19 protein-coding genes and 6 tRNA genes are annotated in these 20,551 nt (G+C 37.3%); 8 read left to right on the top strand and 17 right to left on the bottom strand.

Features of this window, described 5'->3' with window-relative positions:
• Positions 1 to 161 precede the first annotated feature (161 nt).
• The 4 genes from A3Q34_RS00190 to A3Q34_RS00175 form a co-directional block, all read right to left on the bottom strand.
• A complete protein-coding gene (locus tag A3Q34_RS00190; RefSeq protein WP_070373526.1) occupies positions 162 to 377 on the bottom strand; it encodes a hypothetical protein in 216 nt (71 codons plus the stop codon).
• 138 nt (positions 378 to 515) lie between these two features.
• Positions 516 to 1,499, bottom strand: coding sequence for a protease modulator HflC (gene hflC, locus A3Q34_RS00185; RefSeq protein ID WP_070373525.1), 984 nt, complete (start codon positions 1,497 to 1,499; stop codon positions 516 to 518).
• The gene (gene hflK, locus A3Q34_RS00180; protein ID WP_070373524.1) at positions 1,496 to 2,614 is read right to left on the bottom strand and encodes an FtsH protease activity modulator HflK; all 1,119 of its coding nucleotides are present in this window, start codon (positions 2,612 to 2,614) and stop codon (positions 1,496 to 1,498) included. The genes hflC and hflK overlap by 4 nt, the downstream gene beginning before the upstream one ends.
• 470 nt (positions 2,615 to 3,084) lie before the next feature.
• Positions 3,085 to 3,546 carry a DUF1269 domain-containing protein gene (locus tag A3Q34_RS00175; RefSeq protein ID WP_157470701.1) on the bottom strand — a complete coding sequence of 154 codons (462 nt, stop codon included), beginning with the start codon at positions 3,544 to 3,546 and terminating at the stop codon, positions 3,085 to 3,087.
• Positions 3,547 to 4,179: 633 nt separating this feature from the next.
• Here A3Q34_RS00175 and A3Q34_RS00170 point away from each other — a divergent pair.
• Entirely contained in the window at positions 4,180 to 4,635 is a 456-nt protein-coding gene (locus A3Q34_RS00170) for a c-type cytochrome (RefSeq protein WP_070373522.1), read from the top strand.
• 61 nt (positions 4,636 to 4,696) lie between these two features.
• Positions 4,697 to 4,972 (top strand): MBL fold metallo-hydrolase, encoded by a 276-nt coding sequence (locus A3Q34_RS00165; protein WP_070373521.1) that lies wholly within the window; start codon positions 4,697 to 4,699, stop codon positions 4,970 to 4,972.
• A gap of 168 nt (positions 4,973 to 5,140) precedes the next feature.
• Here the strand turns inward: A3Q34_RS00165 and A3Q34_RS00160 are convergent, their stop codons facing one another.
• From A3Q34_RS00160 to rlmKL, 9 genes are all read right to left on the bottom strand, one after another.
• Positions 5,141 to 5,386: a CDGSH iron-sulfur domain-containing protein gene (locus tag A3Q34_RS00160; protein ID WP_070373520.1), complete on the bottom strand. Its 246-nt coding sequence runs from the start codon at positions 5,384 to 5,386 to the stop codon at positions 5,141 to 5,143.
• Between the two features lie 380 nt (positions 5,387 to 5,766).
• Positions 5,767 to 6,591, bottom strand: coding sequence for a LytR/AlgR family response regulator transcription factor (locus tag A3Q34_RS00155; protein ID WP_070373519.1), 825 nt, complete (start codon positions 6,589 to 6,591; stop codon positions 5,767 to 5,769).
• Positions 6,588 to 7,661, bottom strand: coding sequence for a sensor histidine kinase (locus tag A3Q34_RS00150; RefSeq protein WP_070376930.1), 1,074 nt, complete (start codon positions 7,659 to 7,661; stop codon positions 6,588 to 6,590). Before A3Q34_RS00150 ends, A3Q34_RS00155 begins: the two co-directional genes overlap by 4 nt.
• Positions 7,662 to 7,781: 120 nt before the next feature.
• A complete protein-coding gene (gene hinT / locus A3Q34_RS00145; RefSeq protein WP_070373518.1) occupies positions 7,782 to 8,132 on the bottom strand; it encodes a purine nucleoside phosphoramidase in 351 nt (116 codons plus the stop codon).
• A 20-nt stretch (positions 8,133 to 8,152) separates the two neighbouring features.
• Entirely contained in the window at positions 8,153 to 8,656 is a 504-nt protein-coding gene (gene bluB / locus A3Q34_RS00140) for a 5,6-dimethylbenzimidazole synthase (RefSeq protein WP_231907398.1), read from the bottom strand.
• Positions 8,657 to 8,911: 255 nt separating this feature from the next.
• Positions 8,912 to 10,708 (bottom strand): DUF3466 family protein, encoded by a 1,797-nt coding sequence (locus A3Q34_RS00135; RefSeq protein WP_070373517.1) that lies wholly within the window; start codon positions 10,706 to 10,708, stop codon positions 8,912 to 8,914.
• Positions 10,709 to 10,732: 24 nt separating this feature from the next.
• Positions 10,733 to 12,640: an ATP-binding cassette ATPase Uup gene (gene uup, locus A3Q34_RS00130; protein WP_070373516.1), complete on the bottom strand. Its 1,908-nt coding sequence runs from the start codon at positions 12,638 to 12,640 to the stop codon at positions 10,733 to 10,735.
• 3 nt (positions 12,641 to 12,643) lie between these two features.
• Positions 12,644 to 12,889: a glutaredoxin family protein gene (locus A3Q34_RS00125; RefSeq protein ID WP_070373515.1), complete on the bottom strand. Its 246-nt coding sequence runs from the start codon at positions 12,887 to 12,889 to the stop codon at positions 12,644 to 12,646.
• Entirely contained in the window at positions 12,889 to 15,024 is a 2,136-nt protein-coding gene (rlmKL, locus tag A3Q34_RS00120) for a bifunctional 23S rRNA (guanine(2069)-N(7))-methyltransferase RlmK/23S rRNA (guanine(2445)-N(2))-methyltransferase RlmL (RefSeq protein WP_070373514.1), read from the bottom strand. The genes A3Q34_RS00125 and rlmKL overlap by 1 nt, the downstream gene beginning before the upstream one ends.
• Positions 15,025 to 15,386: 362 nt before the next feature.
• On the opposite strand from rlmKL, the gene A3Q34_RS00115 reads away from it, so the two are divergent.
• From A3Q34_RS00115 to A3Q34_RS00090, 6 genes are all read left to right on the top strand, one after another.
• A tRNA-Met gene (locus A3Q34_RS00115) sits at positions 15,387 to 15,463 on the top strand.
• 150 nt (positions 15,464 to 15,613) lie between these two features.
• A tRNA-Met gene (locus A3Q34_RS00110) sits at positions 15,614 to 15,690 on the top strand.
• Between the two features lie 149 nt (positions 15,691 to 15,839).
• Positions 15,840 to 15,916: transfer RNA gene (locus tag A3Q34_RS00105), tRNA-Met, on the top strand.
• A gap of 151 nt (positions 15,917 to 16,067) precedes the next feature.
• Positions 16,068 to 16,144: transfer RNA gene (locus A3Q34_RS00100), tRNA-Met, on the top strand.
• Between the two features lie 151 nt (positions 16,145 to 16,295).
• Positions 16,296 to 16,372, top strand: a tRNA-Met gene (locus tag A3Q34_RS00095).
• 58 nt (positions 16,373 to 16,430) lie between these two features.
• Positions 16,431 to 16,507, top strand: a tRNA-Met gene (locus A3Q34_RS00090).
• Between the two features lie 437 nt (positions 16,508 to 16,944).
• Here A3Q34_RS00090 and A3Q34_RS00085 read toward each other — a convergent pair.
• From A3Q34_RS00085 to istA, 4 genes are all read right to left on the bottom strand, one after another.
• Complete coding sequence (locus A3Q34_RS00085; protein WP_070373513.1) at positions 16,945 to 17,157, bottom strand: hypothetical protein; 213 nt, start codon at positions 17,155 to 17,157, stop codon at positions 16,945 to 16,947.
• An 818-nt stretch (positions 17,158 to 17,975) separates the two neighbouring features.
• Positions 17,976 to 18,122 carry a PEP-CTERM sorting domain-containing protein gene (locus tag A3Q34_RS20750; RefSeq protein WP_231907397.1) on the bottom strand — a complete coding sequence of 49 codons (147 nt, stop codon included), beginning with the start codon at positions 18,120 to 18,122 and terminating at the stop codon, positions 17,976 to 17,978.
• 161 nt (positions 18,123 to 18,283) lie between these two features.
• The gene (istB, locus tag A3Q34_RS00080) at positions 18,284 to 19,051 is read right to left on the bottom strand and encodes an IS21-like element helper ATPase IstB (RefSeq protein WP_070373500.1); all 768 of its coding nucleotides are present in this window, start codon (positions 19,049 to 19,051) and stop codon (positions 18,284 to 18,286) included.
• The gene (gene istA, locus A3Q34_RS00075) at positions 19,044 to 20,537 is read right to left on the bottom strand and encodes an IS21 family transposase (RefSeq protein WP_070373501.1); all 1,494 of its coding nucleotides are present in this window, start codon (positions 20,535 to 20,537) and stop codon (positions 19,044 to 19,046) included. The genes istB and istA overlap by 8 nt, the downstream gene beginning before the upstream one ends.
• Between the last annotated feature and the right edge of the window lie 14 nt (positions 20,538 to 20,551).

The raw sequence follows: 20,551 nt of genomic DNA, 5'->3' as shown, positions 1-20,551 counted from the left end.
ACCCTTCTTAATTAATTTTGAAGGGTAAATTTTTTAGCATAATGCATAAACAGGTCATATTGTTGACCTGTTTATTATTCATTGTTGTAGAGGTTAACATTCAACTGTAGATTTTAAATGTAAATGCCTGAACCCTAGTCAATATTAACGATACTAATGGCCTATTCCTTAACAGGAATACTTTCGAGTAGCTTGATGATCGTGGAGTTGTTGTTTATATAGGCTAAATTAATGAGGTATTTTTTTTCAAGATCTTGCATGGATTGATTTGCTAGTAAGTTTTTTATTAATAATGCTTCGCCATTTCCTATTGCAGTTTTCAAAGCAGAGAAGTTCACGGTAGCGTGTTTATTTTGATTGGTATGATGAGATCCCATGATAACACTCCGTTAATTATTCGTTATGATAGTCACCGCTACTCCTAGCATCTAACGATGCAAATTAGGAGTACCAGTAAAGCAGTTTTTTATATAGACTTATTCGTATTGATGCTATTTAACATATCAATGTAGCGTTTACTTTTCGATGATATTTTTTGGGGGGTTGGCATTGTGTAAATATTTAAATAAGTCACTGTTAGTCGACAGTACTAATGTCGTATCTTCGCCAATAGCAAGCTCATAGGCTTGCAAGGTTCGTGTAAAAGCATAAAATTCAATAGATTCTTGACTTTGGCTATGTGCTGTAGAATAAATTCCAGCGGCTTTAGCATCGGCTTTACCGCGAATTTCTACAACTTGACGATAAGCTTCTGATTGAATTTTATTTAAATCACGTTCGCGGTTGCCTAATATCCTAGCTGCTTCACCTTTGCCTTCAGATAGAAACCTTTCGGCAATTTGGCGACGTTCACTGATCATGCGCTCATAAATTTTTGGTCGTACACTTTCATTATAATTAATGCGCTTAAAACGAATATCTAACAGTTCAATACCAAACACCTTAACCTTTTCTGCCGCGGCGTTAAATATGTCTTGTTCGACAAGTTTCCTACCTTTATGGATAGGCACTAAACTGCCCATATCTAATGCTTTCTCTGCATCAGTTAACAATGGGTCACGCAGAGGTTGTCGGCCTTTAGTGGTCCGAATAATTTCAATTAGTTTATGTGTTGCTACCGCGTTTCGTGTCTCACTACCAAAAATATCATCTAATCTCGACTGCGCACTACGCTCATCCCCCAGACGTAAAAAATACGGCAATGGGTCGGTTATCTGCCAGCGCGCATATAAGCTAACAGAAATATATAACTTGTCCTTTGTCGGCATATCTGAAGGTGTACCTTCCCATTCCAATACACGTTTATCAATCGAATTAACCTGTTGTATATAAGGTAATTTAAACTTAATACCTGCATCAACAACCGGCTCCCCAACGGGACGACCAAATTGGGTAATAATGACTTGTTCAACTTCATTTACGGTGTAAAAGGCGCCATAAAGTAAGGTAATAATAACGAATAGCAAAATACTCGTGAATAAGCTTAAATAACGTTTCATGGTTTTCTCCCTTCAATAGATGTTAAATTAAGCAAAGGTAAAACATCTACTGTGCCACTATCGATGATAATTTTGTTGCTTATGGTTGGCATTACTTTTTGCATGGTCTCCACGTAAATGCGCCTGCGCGTTACCTCTGGCGCCAATTTAAATTGGTCATATAGCGCATTAAAACGTAAGACATCACCTTCTGCTTCATTAATTCGTTTTATTCTATAGCCATCTGCTTCGCGAATACGTTGATCTCGCTCGCCTTCTGCCAATGGGATAATACGATTGTAATCTCGGCGCGCTTCATTAATCAGCTTTTCCTTTTCTTGTTGAGCCTGATTTACCTCATTAAACGAGGCTTGAACGGGCTTCGGCGGATTAATATTCTTTAATTGAACTTGGTCAATACTTATGCCCATTACATATTTAGTGGCCAAAGCCTGCATTTTTTTAAGTGCTTCAACTTCTATTTCTTGGCGGCCAATAGTGATCACTTCGTCAACGGTTCTATCACCTACCACTTCACGCATCACTGATTCAGAAACATAGCGTAACGTACCTGCTGGATCACGTACTTCAAATAAGTAATTTTTGGGATCAGCAATTCGATACTGAATGACCCATTCCACCAGTGCTGTATTCAAATCTCCCGTCACCATTTGCGTTTCTCCCACTTGATTACTTGCTATGGCTAAGTCACGCTCACGAGCACTACGGCCTATATTGTTTAAAGAATCATTGAACGAGTTGTTTATGGAGATATTTTGGTCAGGGTCTTTAGCACCAGGCGTTGAAAAGCCAAACTCTTGCTTCAACTGCCGCTTTGTTGGCACTATGTTCACTTGCTCTATACCTAAAGGTAATTTGAAATGTAAACCCGCGGGGAAAATAGCTTCAAACTTACCAAATCTCAGTACAACGGCTACAGAATCGCTAGGAACTGTGTATACCGCAGTATAAATACCACCAGTGAGCAATATAACTGCAAGGATAATCCATCCAGGTTTTTTGCCACTACTCGTTGGCAGTAATGCTTGATACTTTTGAAAAAATTTACCGACTACTTTGCTTAGATCAGGTAGCTCTGATTTGGGCTTTTTAGCGTTGTTATTATCTGGCGTCATAGGCTCCTCTATTTATTAACTAACTTTCGAAAAATAGGTTTTAACTTTATAATTAATAACTGCCCATCCTATCAAACTGTAAAATATAACTTTAATTAAATAATCGTCTTATATTATTTGTTTTTGGATAGACACACTTTGTAATTTCCGACTCAGGATCATCAGGAAATTCTACGATAAATAATATTAGTTTTCTGTTCGATACCACACGTAGTCGTCATAAATTATTTCAGTCAATACAGCCTGTGATAGATAGAGCATCATCACAAATAATGAATTTTGATTGAAGTTGAGTGTTGAAATAACGTTTTCACAGCTTGGATTTATTAGATAACTTTCCGTTGAATCTGAGGAAATTCAAATGGTGATTTTTTTATTTTTTATAAGTGCTTACGTTAACCCTTGATGTGGCCAGTAGTAGATATTTACTGACGCACTTGTGCAGGTAAGGTCTCTATTTAAAAGGAGGGCTAAAGCGGTGGTACAGTAATTTCTGTTTGACGAATCTCAACCAGCGGACAAACACTGGCTACTTTATTGTGATATACCTCAATCTGGTGATCAGCTGGAACATCCAACATCATCAGCACTTCGCCATTACTAATTGCAGTTTCGCATGCAACCTTCTCCTGATCACTTAAACCAGCGCCTACCATACCTGAGACCCAAGCACCAAAACTCGCACCTGCAACGGTAAAGCCTAAAATAGCTGCACCACCAAGGGCTAAACCCGTAGCCGGAAGGGTTATAACCGCCAGGCCTGCCAATAATCCAGTCGTTCCACCAGCTATAACACCCCGTTTTATCGCTGGGTACAAGTCGGAATCATCCAATGCATCCGCTTTGGGGAGATCGCTTAAATCGATTTTATCGTTTGCTATTAGATGCATTTGACTATCGCTAATGCCATCAGCGCGAAACAAGTTTACCAATTCACATGTAACCTTAACATCGGGGGCTAGAAAATAAATACGTTTCATTTGTTGCTCCTGTGTGCAGCTACACTGGCTAAAAAACTATAATATTAACAGGCAATGAGCTGCAGTATTTGATTAAAATAATTGCATATTTTAATCATTAAAAAAAGATGGGAAAATTTTAATAATTCCCCTATCGATAAAGTGCATGTATATCCATAAGTCATCATAAATTGATATCAACAAGGTGTCTGTGCGTTGCCACACATTGTTTAATGAAGTGATCTAAAGTCATAAGTTGCATTACTTAAGCTATGATAAACAACGCCAAAATTTACTCTCTACTCATCAATGAGATCTTAACTAACAACAAGCTGATTGATCTGTATCAACCTTGATACAGATAAACTAGCGCTCTTTATCAACGGTAACTAGACTAAAAATCAATCGATTAGTAGAAGCTACTACCTCTACCTTTGCTAAGGTATCTTGTTAATTTATTCTGCTATTTAATGAAATACCCCTGATATGATTAGAAATTTATTTGTAATTATCAATGGGCAAGAACCGATTCTCTATTTTTTCATATAGCGCAGAGTGTTAATTAGCTGGCTATTAATTCAACCTAAAAATGATTAAGGAATAATAATGAAATACTTTCTATTGAGTTTACTTGTCGTTATGTCATTAACGCTGTTCAGTTGTGATAAAGGAATTGACTCGCCAAGAGGATTTAGTCTGCCTACAGGGAATATTGAAGCAGGTAAAATAGCTTTCTTAAAATATCAATGTTTAGCCTGCCACACACTTGATGGTGTTAAGGATGATAGTATTGCAAATCAGCAAATCCTTTCAGTTTCTCTGGGTGGTAACAAAACTAAAATTGTCACTTATGCTGAATTGGTTACCTCTATAATTAATCCATCCCATAAATTTTCAAATTTACATTCACCACAGTTTAGAACACCTCAAGGTGAATCAAAGATGAAAGTCTTTAATGATGTAATGACTGTGACTGAACTCATTGATTTAGTATCCTTTTTACAACCTAACTATTCATTAAAACCTTATCAACAAACCAGATATCAATATTATCCACATTAAAAGGTATGGGAGTTAACATGAACATTAAATTTTTTGGAGCCACTAGAGAAGTCACTGGCTCTTGCTATTTGGTAAAGGTAATAACAAAAATATACTGATTGAATGTGGTATGTTTCAAGGTTCTCATCACCATGAAAAACACAACCATCACCCCTTCCCTTTTGATATTAGTGAGTTAGATGCTGCGGTGATCACTCATGCACACCTTGATCACTCGGGTCGATTACCCATGTTAATCGACTCCGGCTATATACACGAAAAAGAAGCTATGGATATACTAGATAAAGAATTAAAACACCTGCATCAGGCTAATGTAACCCAAGCAAGTTATAAGTAAAATATTATAATCTAAGAGGGGGTGGCAATTTGCATGGCCATTGACCAAGACATTATTATAAGGAAGGGAATTGGTTAATATCTTTGTTAATTGGTTTGTCGACGATACTGATAAAACTAGGGTCAAACAAAACAGCGTTTGTCTTTGCCTAGTCGCAGATAAAAGATTTTAGCTTAGGGCTTTTTTATGGCTACCATCACACATCGGCTGAGATGCCGTTTGTTTACAGCCACAAAAAAATACTTTTTTTGACTCTGTTGCGGTATATCTTACTGGTGAGAATTCTGAGCCTTTATGAGAGCCATCACAAAAGGGTTGTTTTTGGCTTTCCCCACAAGAACACCAAGAATATTTTTTACCTTCTTCAACGTCGACTGCAAAAGGTGTGTCAGATGCTCGTACTGGTGTAGACATAGTAATCTCCATTAATTGATATATAGCGCCCGATGAATAGGCAAGTAACTGATATTTAAAGTAAGCGATAAAGCCATAAAAGCCAACTGTTATTTATCCCCGTTGAACTTTAATTATCTGTTGAGTAAAAAAATCATAAGAAAACTGCACTAAAGTCCAAGGTCAATAAAGGGATTTTAAAATTTTATCCTCTGACATTTGAAGAATAACTATGCCAAGTGAAGTAACAATAATAAAGTTAACCCAAAAGACTAAAGCCATTAAAAACAAGGCTGCTTAAGGAATAGCGTTCAATGAAAAGGTGGATTAAAAAAACCTGCGCTGATTAATAAGAGAGACGTTAAGCAAATAATTCAATTGGAAATACTAATTTTGACGCTTTAAATACCAACAGCTTGTTTAACTTTTTCTTTGTAACTTCGACTCACTTTTAATTCTTTGCCATTACTCATCACTAAGTAATATTCGCCATTAAGTTGGCTACAAAACTTATCTACATAATTTTTATTAACTATGGTTGAGCGATGACTGCGTACAAATTGCTTTGGGTCTAATATTTCTTCAAGCTGCTTCATGGTTTTACGTAATATATGTGTAGCACTATGGGTATGAACACACATATAGTCTCCCGCTGCGTCAATCCATAAAATGTCTTTAACTGGGACTCTACTCACTTCTCCTGCATCTTTTATAGCCAAGATATCAGAGTAAGAAGATAAACTTACCGGTTGATTATTGGCGAGCTCAGCTAAAATTTTGTCACAATCATTACCGGTAACATCACTGACTAGCTGAATAAGTTTAGATTTATGAGCAGCATTTTCTGAGCTGATCAGGCTCTGCCTAACCTTGTCCATAGATTCGGCTAAGCGAGTTTCATCAGCAGGCTTTAACAGGTAGTCTTGTGCGTGAACTTCAAAGGCTTGTAAGGCATATTGATCAAAGGCGGTGACAAAAATAACAATGGGTAGCTTTAATCCTCTTTCAATAATAGCTTGCACGACTTCAAAACCATTGAGGCCTGGCATTTGAATATCAAGAAACATTAAATCAGGTTCATAGGCTCGCACAGCTTCAAGTGCTTCACGACCATTATGGCATTGCGCAATAATATCAACGTCTTTATGATCCGCTAATCTTACGGCAAGGCCTTTCCTTGCTAAAGGTTCATCATCAACTATGATTGTTGACAGAAGCTTTGTCATGTATTTATCTCTAGTTCATAGGGCATTCTAATGCTCACTTTAACACCTTTTGGCGTATTATTGGCAACAACTAAAGAAAAATCACTACCGTACAATGCGGCTAATCTTTCTCGGCTGTTTGCGAGGCCAACACCATTTTCACGATAAAGATTACCATTTTTAATTTCAGCGCCTGGACCATCATCGGCAAGTTCTAATAATAAGTCATTGGCAAAGCGGGTCACCGTAACTTTAATGGTACCGCCACTCTCTTGAGAAGCAATAGCATACTTAATGGAGTTTTCAGCAATAGGTTGTAATATCATACTGGGTACTAAGGCATTTTTACAATCATCCGCTGCGATAAACTCTACACATAATCGGTCTTCGAATCTAACTTTTTCTATATCTAGGTAAAGTTTTAATGCATGCAATTCACTATTTAAGGTGACTTTTTTCATCGGATCTTTATCAAGAGAATAACGAAGAAACTCACTTAATTTAGTCACCATACCATTGGCTATTTTATTTTCATTAACCAAAATAAGGGTAGAGATTGCATTAAGAGTATTAAACAAAAAATGAGGATTGAGCTGATAACGCAGCATTTTAAGCTGAGCCTGGTGAGCGACGCTGTTAGCCTCTAAAACATTTTGTTTTTCTTTTTGCAGCATTTGATAATATTTTGTACCAAAGTATAAACCACTCCAGCTCAAAATAATAAAAAATGAATAAACACTGTTAGTGGTGTAGTACAGCCAAAAATCAGGGCGATAACCGTGCTTGTATATTTCCCAATGGTTAATGTTTTTAACAACTTGCCAAAGTACGCCAACCAAATAGGAGGCGACTATGACCACAACGGCTATTTTTGCAGGACTAAAATTCCAAACTCTACGATATAGGTAGCGCAAAGGCACAGTGAACAGCCAACCTGCATAAGCATTGAGAAAAATTATCACGACAAAAATATCACGAGGATCATGTAATAATGATCCTAAATAATGCACTAAAGCAAATCCAAACCAACTTGTGCTATGCACTAACCAAAAAAGTCGGTTCTTATTTTCTAATAATTCTTTCCAATTCACACAGTATAACCAATAAAAAATCTTATAATAATTATGAAGTAGCTTTGCCATTCACGCATTACCATTGACCGTAGCATTTCAGCGACTCAACTCATTTGTATTCAATATAAATACAAAGCTTTAAAGCGCTATCATTTTACCTAAACGTTGCCCACCGACTAAGTGCATGTGGATGTGATAAACCTCTTGGCCGCCATGATCATTACAATTAATAATCAGGCGGTAGCCATTTTCAGCAATGCCCTCTTCTTTAGCTATTTTTTTAGCGACAGTGATCATACGTCCTAGAGTGAGTTCGTCATCGTCAGTGACATCATTAACCGTCGGAATTAATTTATTCGGAATAATAAGGACATGGGTACTCGCTTGTGGTGTTATGTCTCTAAATGCTGTCACGAGTTCATCTTGATAGAGTAAAGGTGTCGGTATTTCTTGTCTGATTATTTTTGAAAAGATAGTTTCTTCTGTCATGATATGCTCCGTTGTATCTGTTAGTTTACTTCTGGTGTCCACTTATTATAGTGTATCGCGTTATCAACTGAACGTCTCGGCAACCACCCTGCACTTTCTAATTCAGGTTTGTCTTTGAAATGTGTGACATAACCAACGCATAAATAGGCAATGATTTCAATTTTTTCGGGAATATTCAAAGCATCTCTAAGTTTCTCGTCTTCGATAATACTTACCCAGCCAACGCCTAAATTTTCGGCTCTTGCGGCAAGCCATAAGTTTTGTACAGCGCAAACTGCACTGTATAAATCCATTTCAGCTTTGATCGTTTTTCCTAAAACAACTGGGCCATTTCTTTCTCTATCACATGTGACACATATTCCTATCGGCGCTTCTAAAATCCCTTCAAGTTTTAATTTTTGATAGCTTTGTTGTTTATCATCTGTAAACATTTTTTCAGAGACCGAATTTGCTTGCTCAAATCCATGCTTAATTTTTTGTTTTGTTTCTTTATCATTAATAACAATAAAGTCCCACGGTTGCATGAAACCAACACTGGGGCATGATGCGCGGCGGTTAATACCCGCTTTAAAATATCTTCTGGGATGGGTTTGTTAATAAAATCGCTTCTAACATCTCGACGTGAAAAGATAGTTTTATAAACCGCGTCTCTTTCTTGTTCAGAAATATGCATTTTAATAATTTTTGCTTGAGGTAAATGAAATAAATAACAATGTCGCATAAAAAAGGTCTAGGTTAATAATTAACCTAGACCTAATCATATATTTAAAAACTCATCGTTAGCTTTTTTTCAACACTCGTCGAGTAAAGCCAAAGGTTAATAAAGCGAATAAACTGATAAAGCCTAAACCAGCGCCTTGTCTTTCTATTTTTTTCTCAACCGCTGAACAGTCATCTATCTCACCCGCTAACGGCCTCAATGTGACAGCACGAACAACATCTTCGACAAGCTGCTCACCAGTATCTAAATCAAACATCAATTCACCTTTTGCATCACGGCGAGGTGCTTTAATAAGAGCTGAAGCAGATATTTCATTTTTATCGTTAATGTCACGCGCTTCAATAATCGTGTACTGTGAGTCACAAGCTAAAAAATCATTGAGATCGGTAAAAGTCTTACTAGCAATCTCATACATAAAAGCATGTCTACGACGAGGAGACTGCTGATCGTTATGTGTTTCAACTTCACCTTCACCAACAATAATACCATTTTCGTTAATAGCCCGTGCAGTACTAGATGAGCCCTTGAAAAAGTCATCAGGTCTTATCATTTGCATACCACTATCAAAATCATTGGTATCTACATGAAAGAATTTTGTACGCGTATTACCATTTACCACAGTTTTAGTGTGGCCGATAGCAATACCAGCATTATTAATACCGTAAGTACGTGAATCAAAAAACTTACTATGATCATCTGTAAAGTCTTTAACTTGACCATTTTTATAAACTACCGCATATAAATTTCGACGTTCATTTCTGCTTGGTGCTGTTTCGTTTTCATCCACCCAACCATGAGCAAATCCAACAGCAACTCCATCATTATTAATAGCCTGTGCGTAGTTAAGAAATTCTCTTCTATCATCAACATTTGGCGTAACTAAATGCCCTAAAGTCTCGGTCTTTGTTACGCCTTCCAAACTTAGCGTCCATTTTATTGCTTCAGTGTTATACATACTCGACACTGCATTTTGAATACAAATTTCGAACGGAGCATTTGCTAAAATAGCAGGGTCTGCACAGCCACCCGTTTCATCAAAAATAAAATCAAGCGCTTCTTGATCGATACTCGTACTGGCATAACCTACAGCAAATAAAGATTCACTCATGTCTAAAATAGCAGAATCACCGCCTAAGCGAAGATTTTCAGCAACATCGTCACCTTCAGTCGGTGGCTTTAATTCAATAATGGTATTGCCTGCATCAGGAGAATAAAAGGCTCTTGAGGTAAAATCACGAACCCAATACACAACAGGGTTATTATCAGTGCCCGTAAATGGCAATGCAGTATATGGAGCTGAGCCGTTACCATAAATCCAGCCATCATTAGTAATACCGTTTACATAATCAACCGTTGAACGCGTCAATGTTGTGGTATCTGGGAAGTATTGGTCAAATACAGCAAAGCTTTCAGTATCACCTGCTTTACCCGTTAAGTTACGCATAGCCAATATATTACCAATTTTTTGATAAAACCTAGCTGAGCTGCTGCTGTTTTGACTAGTCAAATACAGGACAGCCCAAGCTAAATCATTAGCGGTTGGATTGCCTAACCTTAAGTCGTTTTCGTTTTCTATATCGACTAAGCCATCAACATCTTCATATTGTAAATTGGCAAATCTAACAATACTATCAAAATCATTAGTATCAAAATACTGAAATTGAACTGGAAAATTATAAATATCTGAGCCAGAAATAGCCATTTGATTTTGGTTGTTTTCTTGCTGAGCATAACTATATTTAACTATATCAATGCCACCTTTATCGATAACTTCATATTTAGCTGCCTGTGCCATTGATAAACTTAACGCACTGCTAATTCCTAAAACTAATACAGATTTTACAAATTTGTTCATATACTACTTAACTCTCATTTCTTGTTATAATTCATCTAGCTCTTGCCATCTTGCGAAAGCGATTTCGAGTTTTGACTCACTTTCTTCAAGCTGGTTCAATATATTTTTTGTTTTATCGCTATCTTGAGCAAAAAAGTTAGCGTCGTTGACTTTTTCTTGCAATGAATTTATTAATGCTTCAAGTTCATCGACCTGCCCAGGTAGCGCTTCTAATTCACGATTATCTTTGAACGATAATTTTTTTTTAGTCGGCACATTAACTGCGGTTTTACTCTCATTCACTGAATTAACGGGGGCTTTTATACCTTCAGCTAACTGCTTACGTTGTTCAGCTTTGTATGCTAAATAACTATCAACATCATCATAACCGCCAACAATATTTGTTATTTCACCACTGCCATCAAAGTAAAGACAACTATTTACACAATTATTAACAAAATCGCGATCATGGCTTACTAAAATAACGGTTCCTGCATAATTTGCAACGACTTCTTCTAATAATTCTAAAGTTTCTATATCTAGATCGTTAGTTGGTTCATCGAGAATAAGTAAGTTGCTGGGTCTTAAAAATAGACGTGCTAATAACAAGCGATTTTTTTCACCACCTGAAAGCGCACGTACAGGAGTTCTAGCACGTTTAGGACTGAATAAGAAATCTTGCAAATATCCCAATACATGGCGTGTTACCCCATTAACAGTGACTTCTTGCTTACCTTCGGCAACGGTGTCCTGAACGGTCATACTCAAGTCTAAAGCATCGCGATGTTGATCAAAATAAGCCACATCTAAATTAACACCAACACGCATCTTTCCTGAGCTGGGTTGTTGTTGTTCCATGATTAATTTGATTAACGTTGACTTACCCGTACCGTTGGCACCAATAAGCGCTAAACGGTCACCACGCGTTATAAGTAGATCTAAACCATTGAAAATGGTTTTATCACCAAACGCCATATGCAAGTTTTCACACTCAAAGACTAACTTACCTGAGCGATCACCGGTTGATATATTAATATCGCCCTGCTTCTTAACTTCACGTCGTTCTTGGCGTTCGACTCGTAACTTTTCAAGTGAACGAACTCTGCCTTCGTTACGCGTTCTGCGAGCCTTAACCCCTTGTCTTATCCATACTTCTTCTTCAGCTAGACGCTTATCAAAAAGAGCATTTTGTGTGGACTCAACTTCTAAGTCGTGAGCTTTTTGTTCGATATAAAGATCATAGTTACCAGGATAGCTAACAAGCTGACCACGGTCTAAGTCTAAAATACGGGTCGCTAAACCACGAATAAATGCTCTATCATGACTAATAAATATGATAGTGCCTTTAAAGTCTTTTAGAAATTGCTCTAACCACAACACACTACTAATATCTAAATGGTTAGTAGGCTCATCAAGTAATAACACATCAGGCTCGCTGACTAATGCTTTCGCTAATGCCAGTTTACGTAACCAACCACCAGAGAGATCGCAAATCATTTTGTCTGCTTCTAACGCTAGCGTGGTTAATACTTTATCGATACGTTGTTCATCTTGCCAAGCATTGGCTTGGTCAAGTTGTTGTTGAACGTTCGATAATTTATTAAGATTCTTCTCTGAAGGGTCTTCACCAATAATATGAATTATATGGTGATATTGCTTAATCAATTCTGCATTTTCAGCAACACCTTGAGCAACATAATCAAAAACGCTCATTTCAGATGACTCAGGCGGATCTTGCTCTAACATCGCTAATTTAATGTTACTCGACATCAAAATTTGACCATCGTCTAGGTTCTGTTTACCCATTAACACTTTCATTAATGAAGACTTACCTGCGCCATTTTTACCAACTAAACAGACACGTTCGCCCGTTTTTACTGTTAAGTCTGTCTTATCTAAAATACTGTCTTCACCGAAGGCTAATTCGCCTTGAGCTATTCGGATTAATTCCATGGTTTATATCAACTCTACTACTTGTGATTGTTCGAAAGGCCAGAATAATAGTGTGTTATCACTCAAGCGCTCTAATACGGGAATATGAACACCGTATAATTTTACTAAATTATTTTCGCTACTGGTGTCATCATCAATAATATCGACCACCTTAATTTGGTGATCGGGTATTATATCAACAATTAACTCTGCAGCTTGCTCACAAAGGTGGCAACCGGCACTACTATATAAGTGAAATAAAACACTCATTAAGCCGTAACTTTTTTACGGGTAATTAACCAACTGTTATGGATGTGCTTATTACGCTGAAAATCTTTATCGCGGGTTAACTCTGAAATTGACTTCACCTCAAAATTTAAAGCAGCAACAGCGTCAAAGTCCATTTTGAAGTTTCGTTTATTATTCGTGAAAATAAGCTCACCGTTTTCAGCAACACATTTCATTGCATCAGTAATTAACGCCACGTGATCGCTTTGCACATCAAAACTGTCTTCCATACGCTTAGAATTTGAGAAAGTTGGCGGATCAACGAAAACAACATCATAAGTGCCCCTATGCTCTTTTAACCAAGTTAAACAATCAGCTTGTACAAATTGATATTTATGACCTGACAATTTATTCAAGGCGAAGTTTTCTTGTGCCCAGTTCAAGTAAGTATTAGACATATCAACAGTAGTAATACTAGTTGCGCCATGCAGTGCGGCTTGCAATGAAACAGAACCGGTATACGCAAATAAATTAAGCAATGATTTGTTTTTAGCTTTCTGTGCAACAATTTGCCTGGTTTTGCGGTGATCTAAAAATAATCCTGTATCTAGGTAGTCCCATAAATTAATTTTTAATTTTGCACCATGTTCGTTGATAATCATCGACTGTTTACTTTGATCAACACGTTGATATTGGTCACTGCCCTTTTGCTTGGCACGGGTTTTTAATATCACCTTATCGGTAGGAACACCTAGTACCTTAGGAGCAAAATAGATAACTTCTTGTAAACGTTTGGCTACTTTACTTTCTTCGATAATTTTAGGTGCTGAATACTCTTGAATAACCAAATACTCACCATAAACGTCTACCGCTACATTATATTCTGGAATATCTGCATCGTATAAACGATAACATTCAATATTTTCTTTTTTCAGCCAGCTTTTTAAATTTTTCTTATTTTTTAATAAGCGATTACCAAAATCCGAATCTTTATCTTCGAATTCTGCATCGTTATTTTGCCCTGAAGCTTGTTTTTCATCGACGTTATAAAGAGCAAGTTGACAATCTAATGGACCATTCTTAAATTTATAGCGTTTGTGACTTGCTAGCTTCATCATCGAAAGCAATTCAACATTCGCTGTTAAAATAGCAATACGCCAATCCACAAATTGTGCTTTTAGTTTTCGACCTAATAAAACAAAATTTTCAACAAGCTCTGGTAATTCACCAATACGCTCTCCGTAAGGAGGGTTGAGTAAAAAAGTACCATTGTGGCCAAAACCATTATTTAAATTATTGATATCTTTACATGAAAATTCAATAAACTTTTGAACACCGGCATTACGAGCATTTACTTGTGCGGTATTTATTACTCGGCTATCAATATCAATACCAAAAACTTTCGCTTTTAATTCTTCAAGACCAAGATGTGATTTTTGTTTAGCTTGAGTTAATTGTGCTTGCCACGGGTATAATTGATGACCAAGCCAACAATCAAATCCCCATTTTACTCTGTCGATACCCGGCGCGTAACCTGCGGCCATCATTATAGCTTCGATTAAAATCGTGCCAGAACCACACATAGGATCAACAAGCGGTTTAGTCGTATCATCTAACCAGCCTGAACGAGTAATAATAGCCGCCGCTAGATGCTCTTTTAATGGCGCAGCACCCGAGTGCTCGCGATAGCCACGCTTAAATAAACTACGGCCAGAGAAATCAAGATAGATAACAACCTTTTCTCTTAACAAACGCGCTTGAAAACTGATGTCTGGCGAACTTTTGTCAACAGAAGGTCTATCCATACCTTGGTCACGAAAATGATCAACTAGCGCATCTTTTATCGTAAGCGCACCAAACTGGGTATTTCTGATTTCATCACTTGACCCGACAAAGTCGATAGCAAAGGTATGGTTACTCGAAAATTGTTCAGACCAATTAACACTTTGCGCGGTTGCAAAAAGTTTATCTTTATTTTCAGCATCACCTTCAGCAAGTTTTAATAAAATTCGCGTTGATAAACGACAATAGAGACAGATTTTATAGGCCTCTTCAATTGTTGCCGTAAAATATACCCCTTCAGGCTTTTGCACGACTTGTGATGCTTTTAAATCTTTTAGCTCTTGAGCTAATAAAATTTCTATACCAGGAGATGTTAATGCTAAAAATTGCTGCATGAGTGTTTTCCAGACCGATTTATGCCCGCAATTATAAACAAAGACGCTAACTACTTATATAGAGACGTGCATAAAACACCAATATTCACTGATATATATTTTAAAATATTTTTAATAACCGTATTAGCAGACTTTAAAGGTCATAAAACCACCGTTTAGACTACAATTAGGGCAATTAACTGCCTTTTTTTAATAGATGTAAAAATGTTAAAGAAACGCCTTGCAATGTGAAGTAACTATCCTTAAGATACGCATCGCTTTCAAGGGCTCAGGCTTTTGAAATGCATTCGTTAATAACAAGAATTAAAACAGTTATGGCTTGTTTATGTATAACCTTTATGGAAATACTTAAACCATTCGGACGCGGGATGGAGCAGTCTGGTAGCTCGTCGGGCTCATAACCCGAAGGTCGTCAGTTCAAATCTGGCTCCCGCAACCAACTTAAGCTTAAGTATAAAAAGCAGGTCGTCAGTTCCCTCTCGAAAGATATGGGCTCTCACAACCAACTTAAGATATAAGTATAAAATCAGATTCTTAAGTTTGAATTAAAACAACTTGGCTTTCCTAATAAGGTATTAGGACATTCGGACGCGGGATGGAGCAGTCTGGTAGCTCGTCGGGCTCATAACCCGAAGGTCGTCAGTTCAAATCTGGCTCCCGCAACCAACTTAAGATATAAGTATAAAATCAGGTCGTCAGTTCACTTTCGAAAGATATGGGCTCCGATAACCAACTTACGCTTAAGTATAAAATCAGATTCTTAAGTTTGAATTAAAACAACTTGGCTTTCCTAAGAAGGTATTAGGACATTCGGACGCGGGATGGAGCAGTCTGGTAGCTCGTCGGGCTCATAACCCGAAGGTCGTCAGTTCAAATCTGGCTCCCGCAACCAACTTAAGATATAAGTATAAAATCAGGTCGTCAGTTCCCTCTCAATTAGATATGGGCTCTCACAACCAACTTAAGATATAAGTATAAAATCAGATTCTTAAGTTTGAATTAAAACAACTTGGCTTTCCTAAGAAGTTATTAGGACATTCGGACGCGGGATGGAGCAGTCTGGTAGCTCGTCGGGCTCATAACCCGAAGGTCGTCAGTTCAAATCTGGCTCCCGCAACCAACTTAAGATATAAGTATAAAATCAGGTCGTCAGTTCCCTCTCAATTAGATATGGGCTCCGATAACCAACTTAAGATATAAGTATAAAATCAAATTCTTAAGTTTGAATTAAAACAACTTGGCTTTCCTAAGAAGGTATTAGGACATTCGGACGCGGGATGGAGCAGTCTGGTAGCTCGTCGGGCTCATAACCCGAAGGTCGTCAGTTCAAATCTGGCTCCCGCAACCAATTCTTCTAAAGAGAATTAAAACCTTTAGGGCTTCCTACTTATTGTAGGACATTCGGACGCGGGATGGAGCAGTCTGGTAGCTCGTCGGGCTCATAACCCGAAGGTCGTCAGTTCAAATCTGGCTCCCGCAACCAATCTATTGATTTCCTTATATTTTATATAAATATAATAATTGATATCAAAAACATACATTTCCCCAGAAAACACCTGCCTAATTTCACTAGAAACATAACTCTCTGATAATTAATAATAACTTTTAATGTCTATTTATTATATTAACTTTATAATCGCAAAAATTACTCTCGTGTCCATATCGTGTCAAATTGAATAACACGAATAATTTTTAAATTTTTAAAAAAAGTTAGCTTTCTCTGACTTTTGACCTTAGCCTAAATTATATATTTCAAATTATACCTAGTAAAAAGACACGAAAAACAGTGACTTTAATGTACGTTAACCTATCTTAATTGATTATCTTTTGACACGTAACTTATAAGGTATCCTGTTGATATAAAATGAAAACTGGCATTCGGGGAATTTGAACACGACACGATTTTCTCGTGTCAACATTCTAATTATAAACGTTTAATAATACGGTAATATGTTCCTGGGCATCACTAGCGGTTGAGAATTTTTTTGTTACCTTTTTCGCTTTCTCAATATGAGCAATAAATTCGCTACGCATACGTAATTCTAGACTTAGTTGCTTGCCTTTACGTTCATAACTCTCAGCGTCTGGTGATGTAACTTCAAGCATAATATCAAAACGACAGAATGTACTCATCTTCCAACGAGTAGGGTCTATTAGTTACCCAAACAGTAGGCGTTGGTGTGTTTTTAAGTGATTTATTCTACTTGATGCTTACGTAAATTGGGTCTTTTCAATTTTATTTCCATTGTTTTTCGGTACATTGTATTGATAATATTCATCATTGTTTTTGCTTATTGTAGAAGCTAAATAGACATCGAAAAAAAACACCAAACAAACCTACTCATGCCGTTGAGCAAAATGGACTTTTGTCCATAAACATAAAGATAGAAACAAATGTGGTAGTAAGTTTTAATTATTAAAAAAGTACCAAAAACACTCCAAATAAAGTTGAAACCTGACTTCAACTGGCATAAGTGAACCTTAATAAACATTCGAAACACATCATTAAGTGACTATGTTAACGTTCAATGTGCCTTTCCTGACATTAACTATGGGTTGCTCTTTAGGACAACTGCTAGCCCATCTATGTGTGAAAACTATTTCAAACTTGAGTAATTGGTTAAAACCAACGGAAAAATGCTCTTTCGATTAAATTCAGTATTATATTTGATGTAAAGCTACTTATTAATTTACGTAGCGTTGCATAAAATTTTTCCTTCGGGAGTTTTTACACATAGTCTGAGCCAAGAGCCGTCGTTCGATAGAAGGTATTTTTAGTTAAAATTGATAATTAAGTTTGTTAAATGGAGAGCTAAAAAGGATTAATAATCCTCTTGTAGTGGTTTACAGTTGAAAAAACCGTAATTCTCAATCACCAGAAACGAAAAAACACCAACCATTACAATTGATGTTTTCTAGAGTTTACTATGAAGAATTATTAAGATTGTTTATTAATTAAATCGACGTGATGCTAATCCTATAATGCCTAGAGCTAAAATTGCTAGTGTTGGTGGCTCAGGGACGGTTGTAATAATTAACTTAGGCGTCCATTGTGCCTTTATATTTGCTCCTGATGTTATCTCACCTGCAAAAAACACGTTCGCAAATATTCCTTGCTGAAAATCATTTTTGATTCGAAATGTGAACCCCACATAACTTGAACTATCGTTTATTGACTCTGATATAAATTGTGTTACGTCTAACTCAATAAAGGATTCTTCTTCGGGTATTAGACGTCAACTAACTTGTCCGGTTGGCGTCAATTAACTTGGCCGGTATTTGAATTTAGTTGCATAGCTTGTTTTTTTCGGTAACTTTCTCCTTTTATTTGATAGATATCACTGTGGTGAACAAGTCTGTCGATAGCAGCAACAGTCATCATGTTGTCACCAAATATACTATCCCACTCACTGAATGCTTGATTCGATGTGATCAACAAACTGCCTCGTTCATAACGATGTGCAATCAGTTCAAACAACACCTGACTTTCACTATCAGTCTTTTTCACATAGCCGATATCATCTAATATCAACAGCTCATATTTATCGAGTTTTCTTAGGGCATCAGTTAAGCCCAACGTTTCTTTTGCACGTTGGAGTTCTTGAACAATAGCTGTACTAGTGCTGAATTTAACGCGCACTGCTTTTTCAAGTAATGAGTAACCAATAGCACACGCTAAGTGAGTTTTCCCTAAACCACTAGCACCAAACAATAAGATATTATGGCCTTGTCTAAGCCAGTCAATCTGATTAACTTTTTGTTTCATTTGCAGTGACGTAATACCTTCTATTTCGTCAAATTTATATTGATGTAGTTGTTTACCTACGGGTAATTTACTCTCTTTAAGTAACCGTTTTAATCGACTTTCATGACGATGATTAGCTTCAAGTTCACATAGCTCGGCAAGGAATAATTCAGGCTCCCACTCCTGTGAAACAGCCTTTTGGGCAAGGACTTCCCATTCTTTGGCTATCGCACTTAAGCGCAGCTCTTTCAGTAATATTGGTAAGCTTAGAATATTAGCCATGTAACCCTCCAAGCAATATATCGTAATCACTTATTTGATGTTGATGACTGACAATGTTTGGTATGACGAGCGTGCTAGGGGCAAACAATTTACGGCACATATCAATAGATATAAACTTACCTTGCTCGTGGTTTTTCAAGACATAACGACCAAGGGCATGCTCGCAATTATAGTTATGAGCGAGTAACAATAATTCAACCATATAACGACAGTCTTTATCGCTAACATGCTCTGCTGTTAACTGCTGCCACAACAAACTGAAGTCACCTTCTGGGATCAAATCTTCTCGTAACTGCGAGTATTTGAACGCATTGGGCTTTTTCGCAAGTGAGTGGATCACATGTTTATAATCTACTGCTCGTGATCTTAAGTGTCCTTGAGCATAGACTCTAGACAGGGATAACGTTTTTTCATGACCAAGAAATAAATCCAGCCGAGTATCATAAATGTGTACAAGTAATCGATGACTAATTAATCTAGAAGGTACGGTATACGTCACACGTTTAACACTGATGGTGCTGCTAGAGGTAACTTTAACGTATTGTTCGCAGAAGTCGTTGGTACGACGTTTAGGCAAATCATTTAAGTGCTTGCGCTCTTCATCAAATCGAGTTTTGCATTGGCGATTAATTTTGGCGACAATTACATCAAGAAACGATTGGTACTCGGTAATTGTCGCGAAATCACGACTGCCACGTAGTCGTAATTGCTGATCTACTTTTCGTTTTAAATGGCTATGTGCCACTTCAATCGCACCATTTTCATGAGCTACACCTTTATTGTTACGCGTCGCAACAACGCTATAGTGAGCACATAGCTTTTGATAGCGTTCAGTTAACGCTTCCTGTTCATAATGATTATTGAATGCAGCACTTAAGCTATCGGTTCGGTGTGTCTGTGGTACACCACCACTGCGCCAAAATGCATTTTGTAAACCTGTAGAGAGTGATTCGAAACTTTCACCACCAAAGACAAGTTGAGCATACGTCCAGCCACTGAACACTAACTTGTAATGAAAAAGCTTATGAGAAAATGCTTGGCCTGCAATAGATATTTCAAGTTTGTTCATCCAAGTGTAATCAGATATCCCCATAAACCCTGGCATGTACTTTTGACGAAAGATAACTTCTTGCTCTGGCCCTTCAGTTGCCAACCACTTTTTGACTCGACGTTGTAACGTACGTAAATGATTGTGACCAAATTTACCTGGCATGAGTGTATCGAGCTGATCTAATAAAGTTATGGGTTGAAGTTCAGGATCTGCTTTGAGCAATGGCACTAGATGCTCTTCAAACGCACCATTAAATGGATCTTTGCGTGTTCGATAAACCCTAGGGAGATGTGTGGTTGAATGCTGGCCGGATTCGATACGCCGAGCTGTACGCTCTGACATACCAGATTGGGCAGCGGCTGCTGTTTGTTTATGATCCTTACGATAAGACATATATAAATTAACCTGTTGCTTGGTTATGGGTTTTCCAGACATATCTTTCTCTATTG

This window comes from Colwellia sp. PAMC 20917 (assembly GCF_001767295.1).
Classification (GTDB): Bacteria; Pseudomonadota; Gammaproteobacteria; order Enterobacterales; family Alteromonadaceae; genus Colwellia_A.
This window is presented reverse-complemented; position numbering and strand designations above follow the sequence as displayed.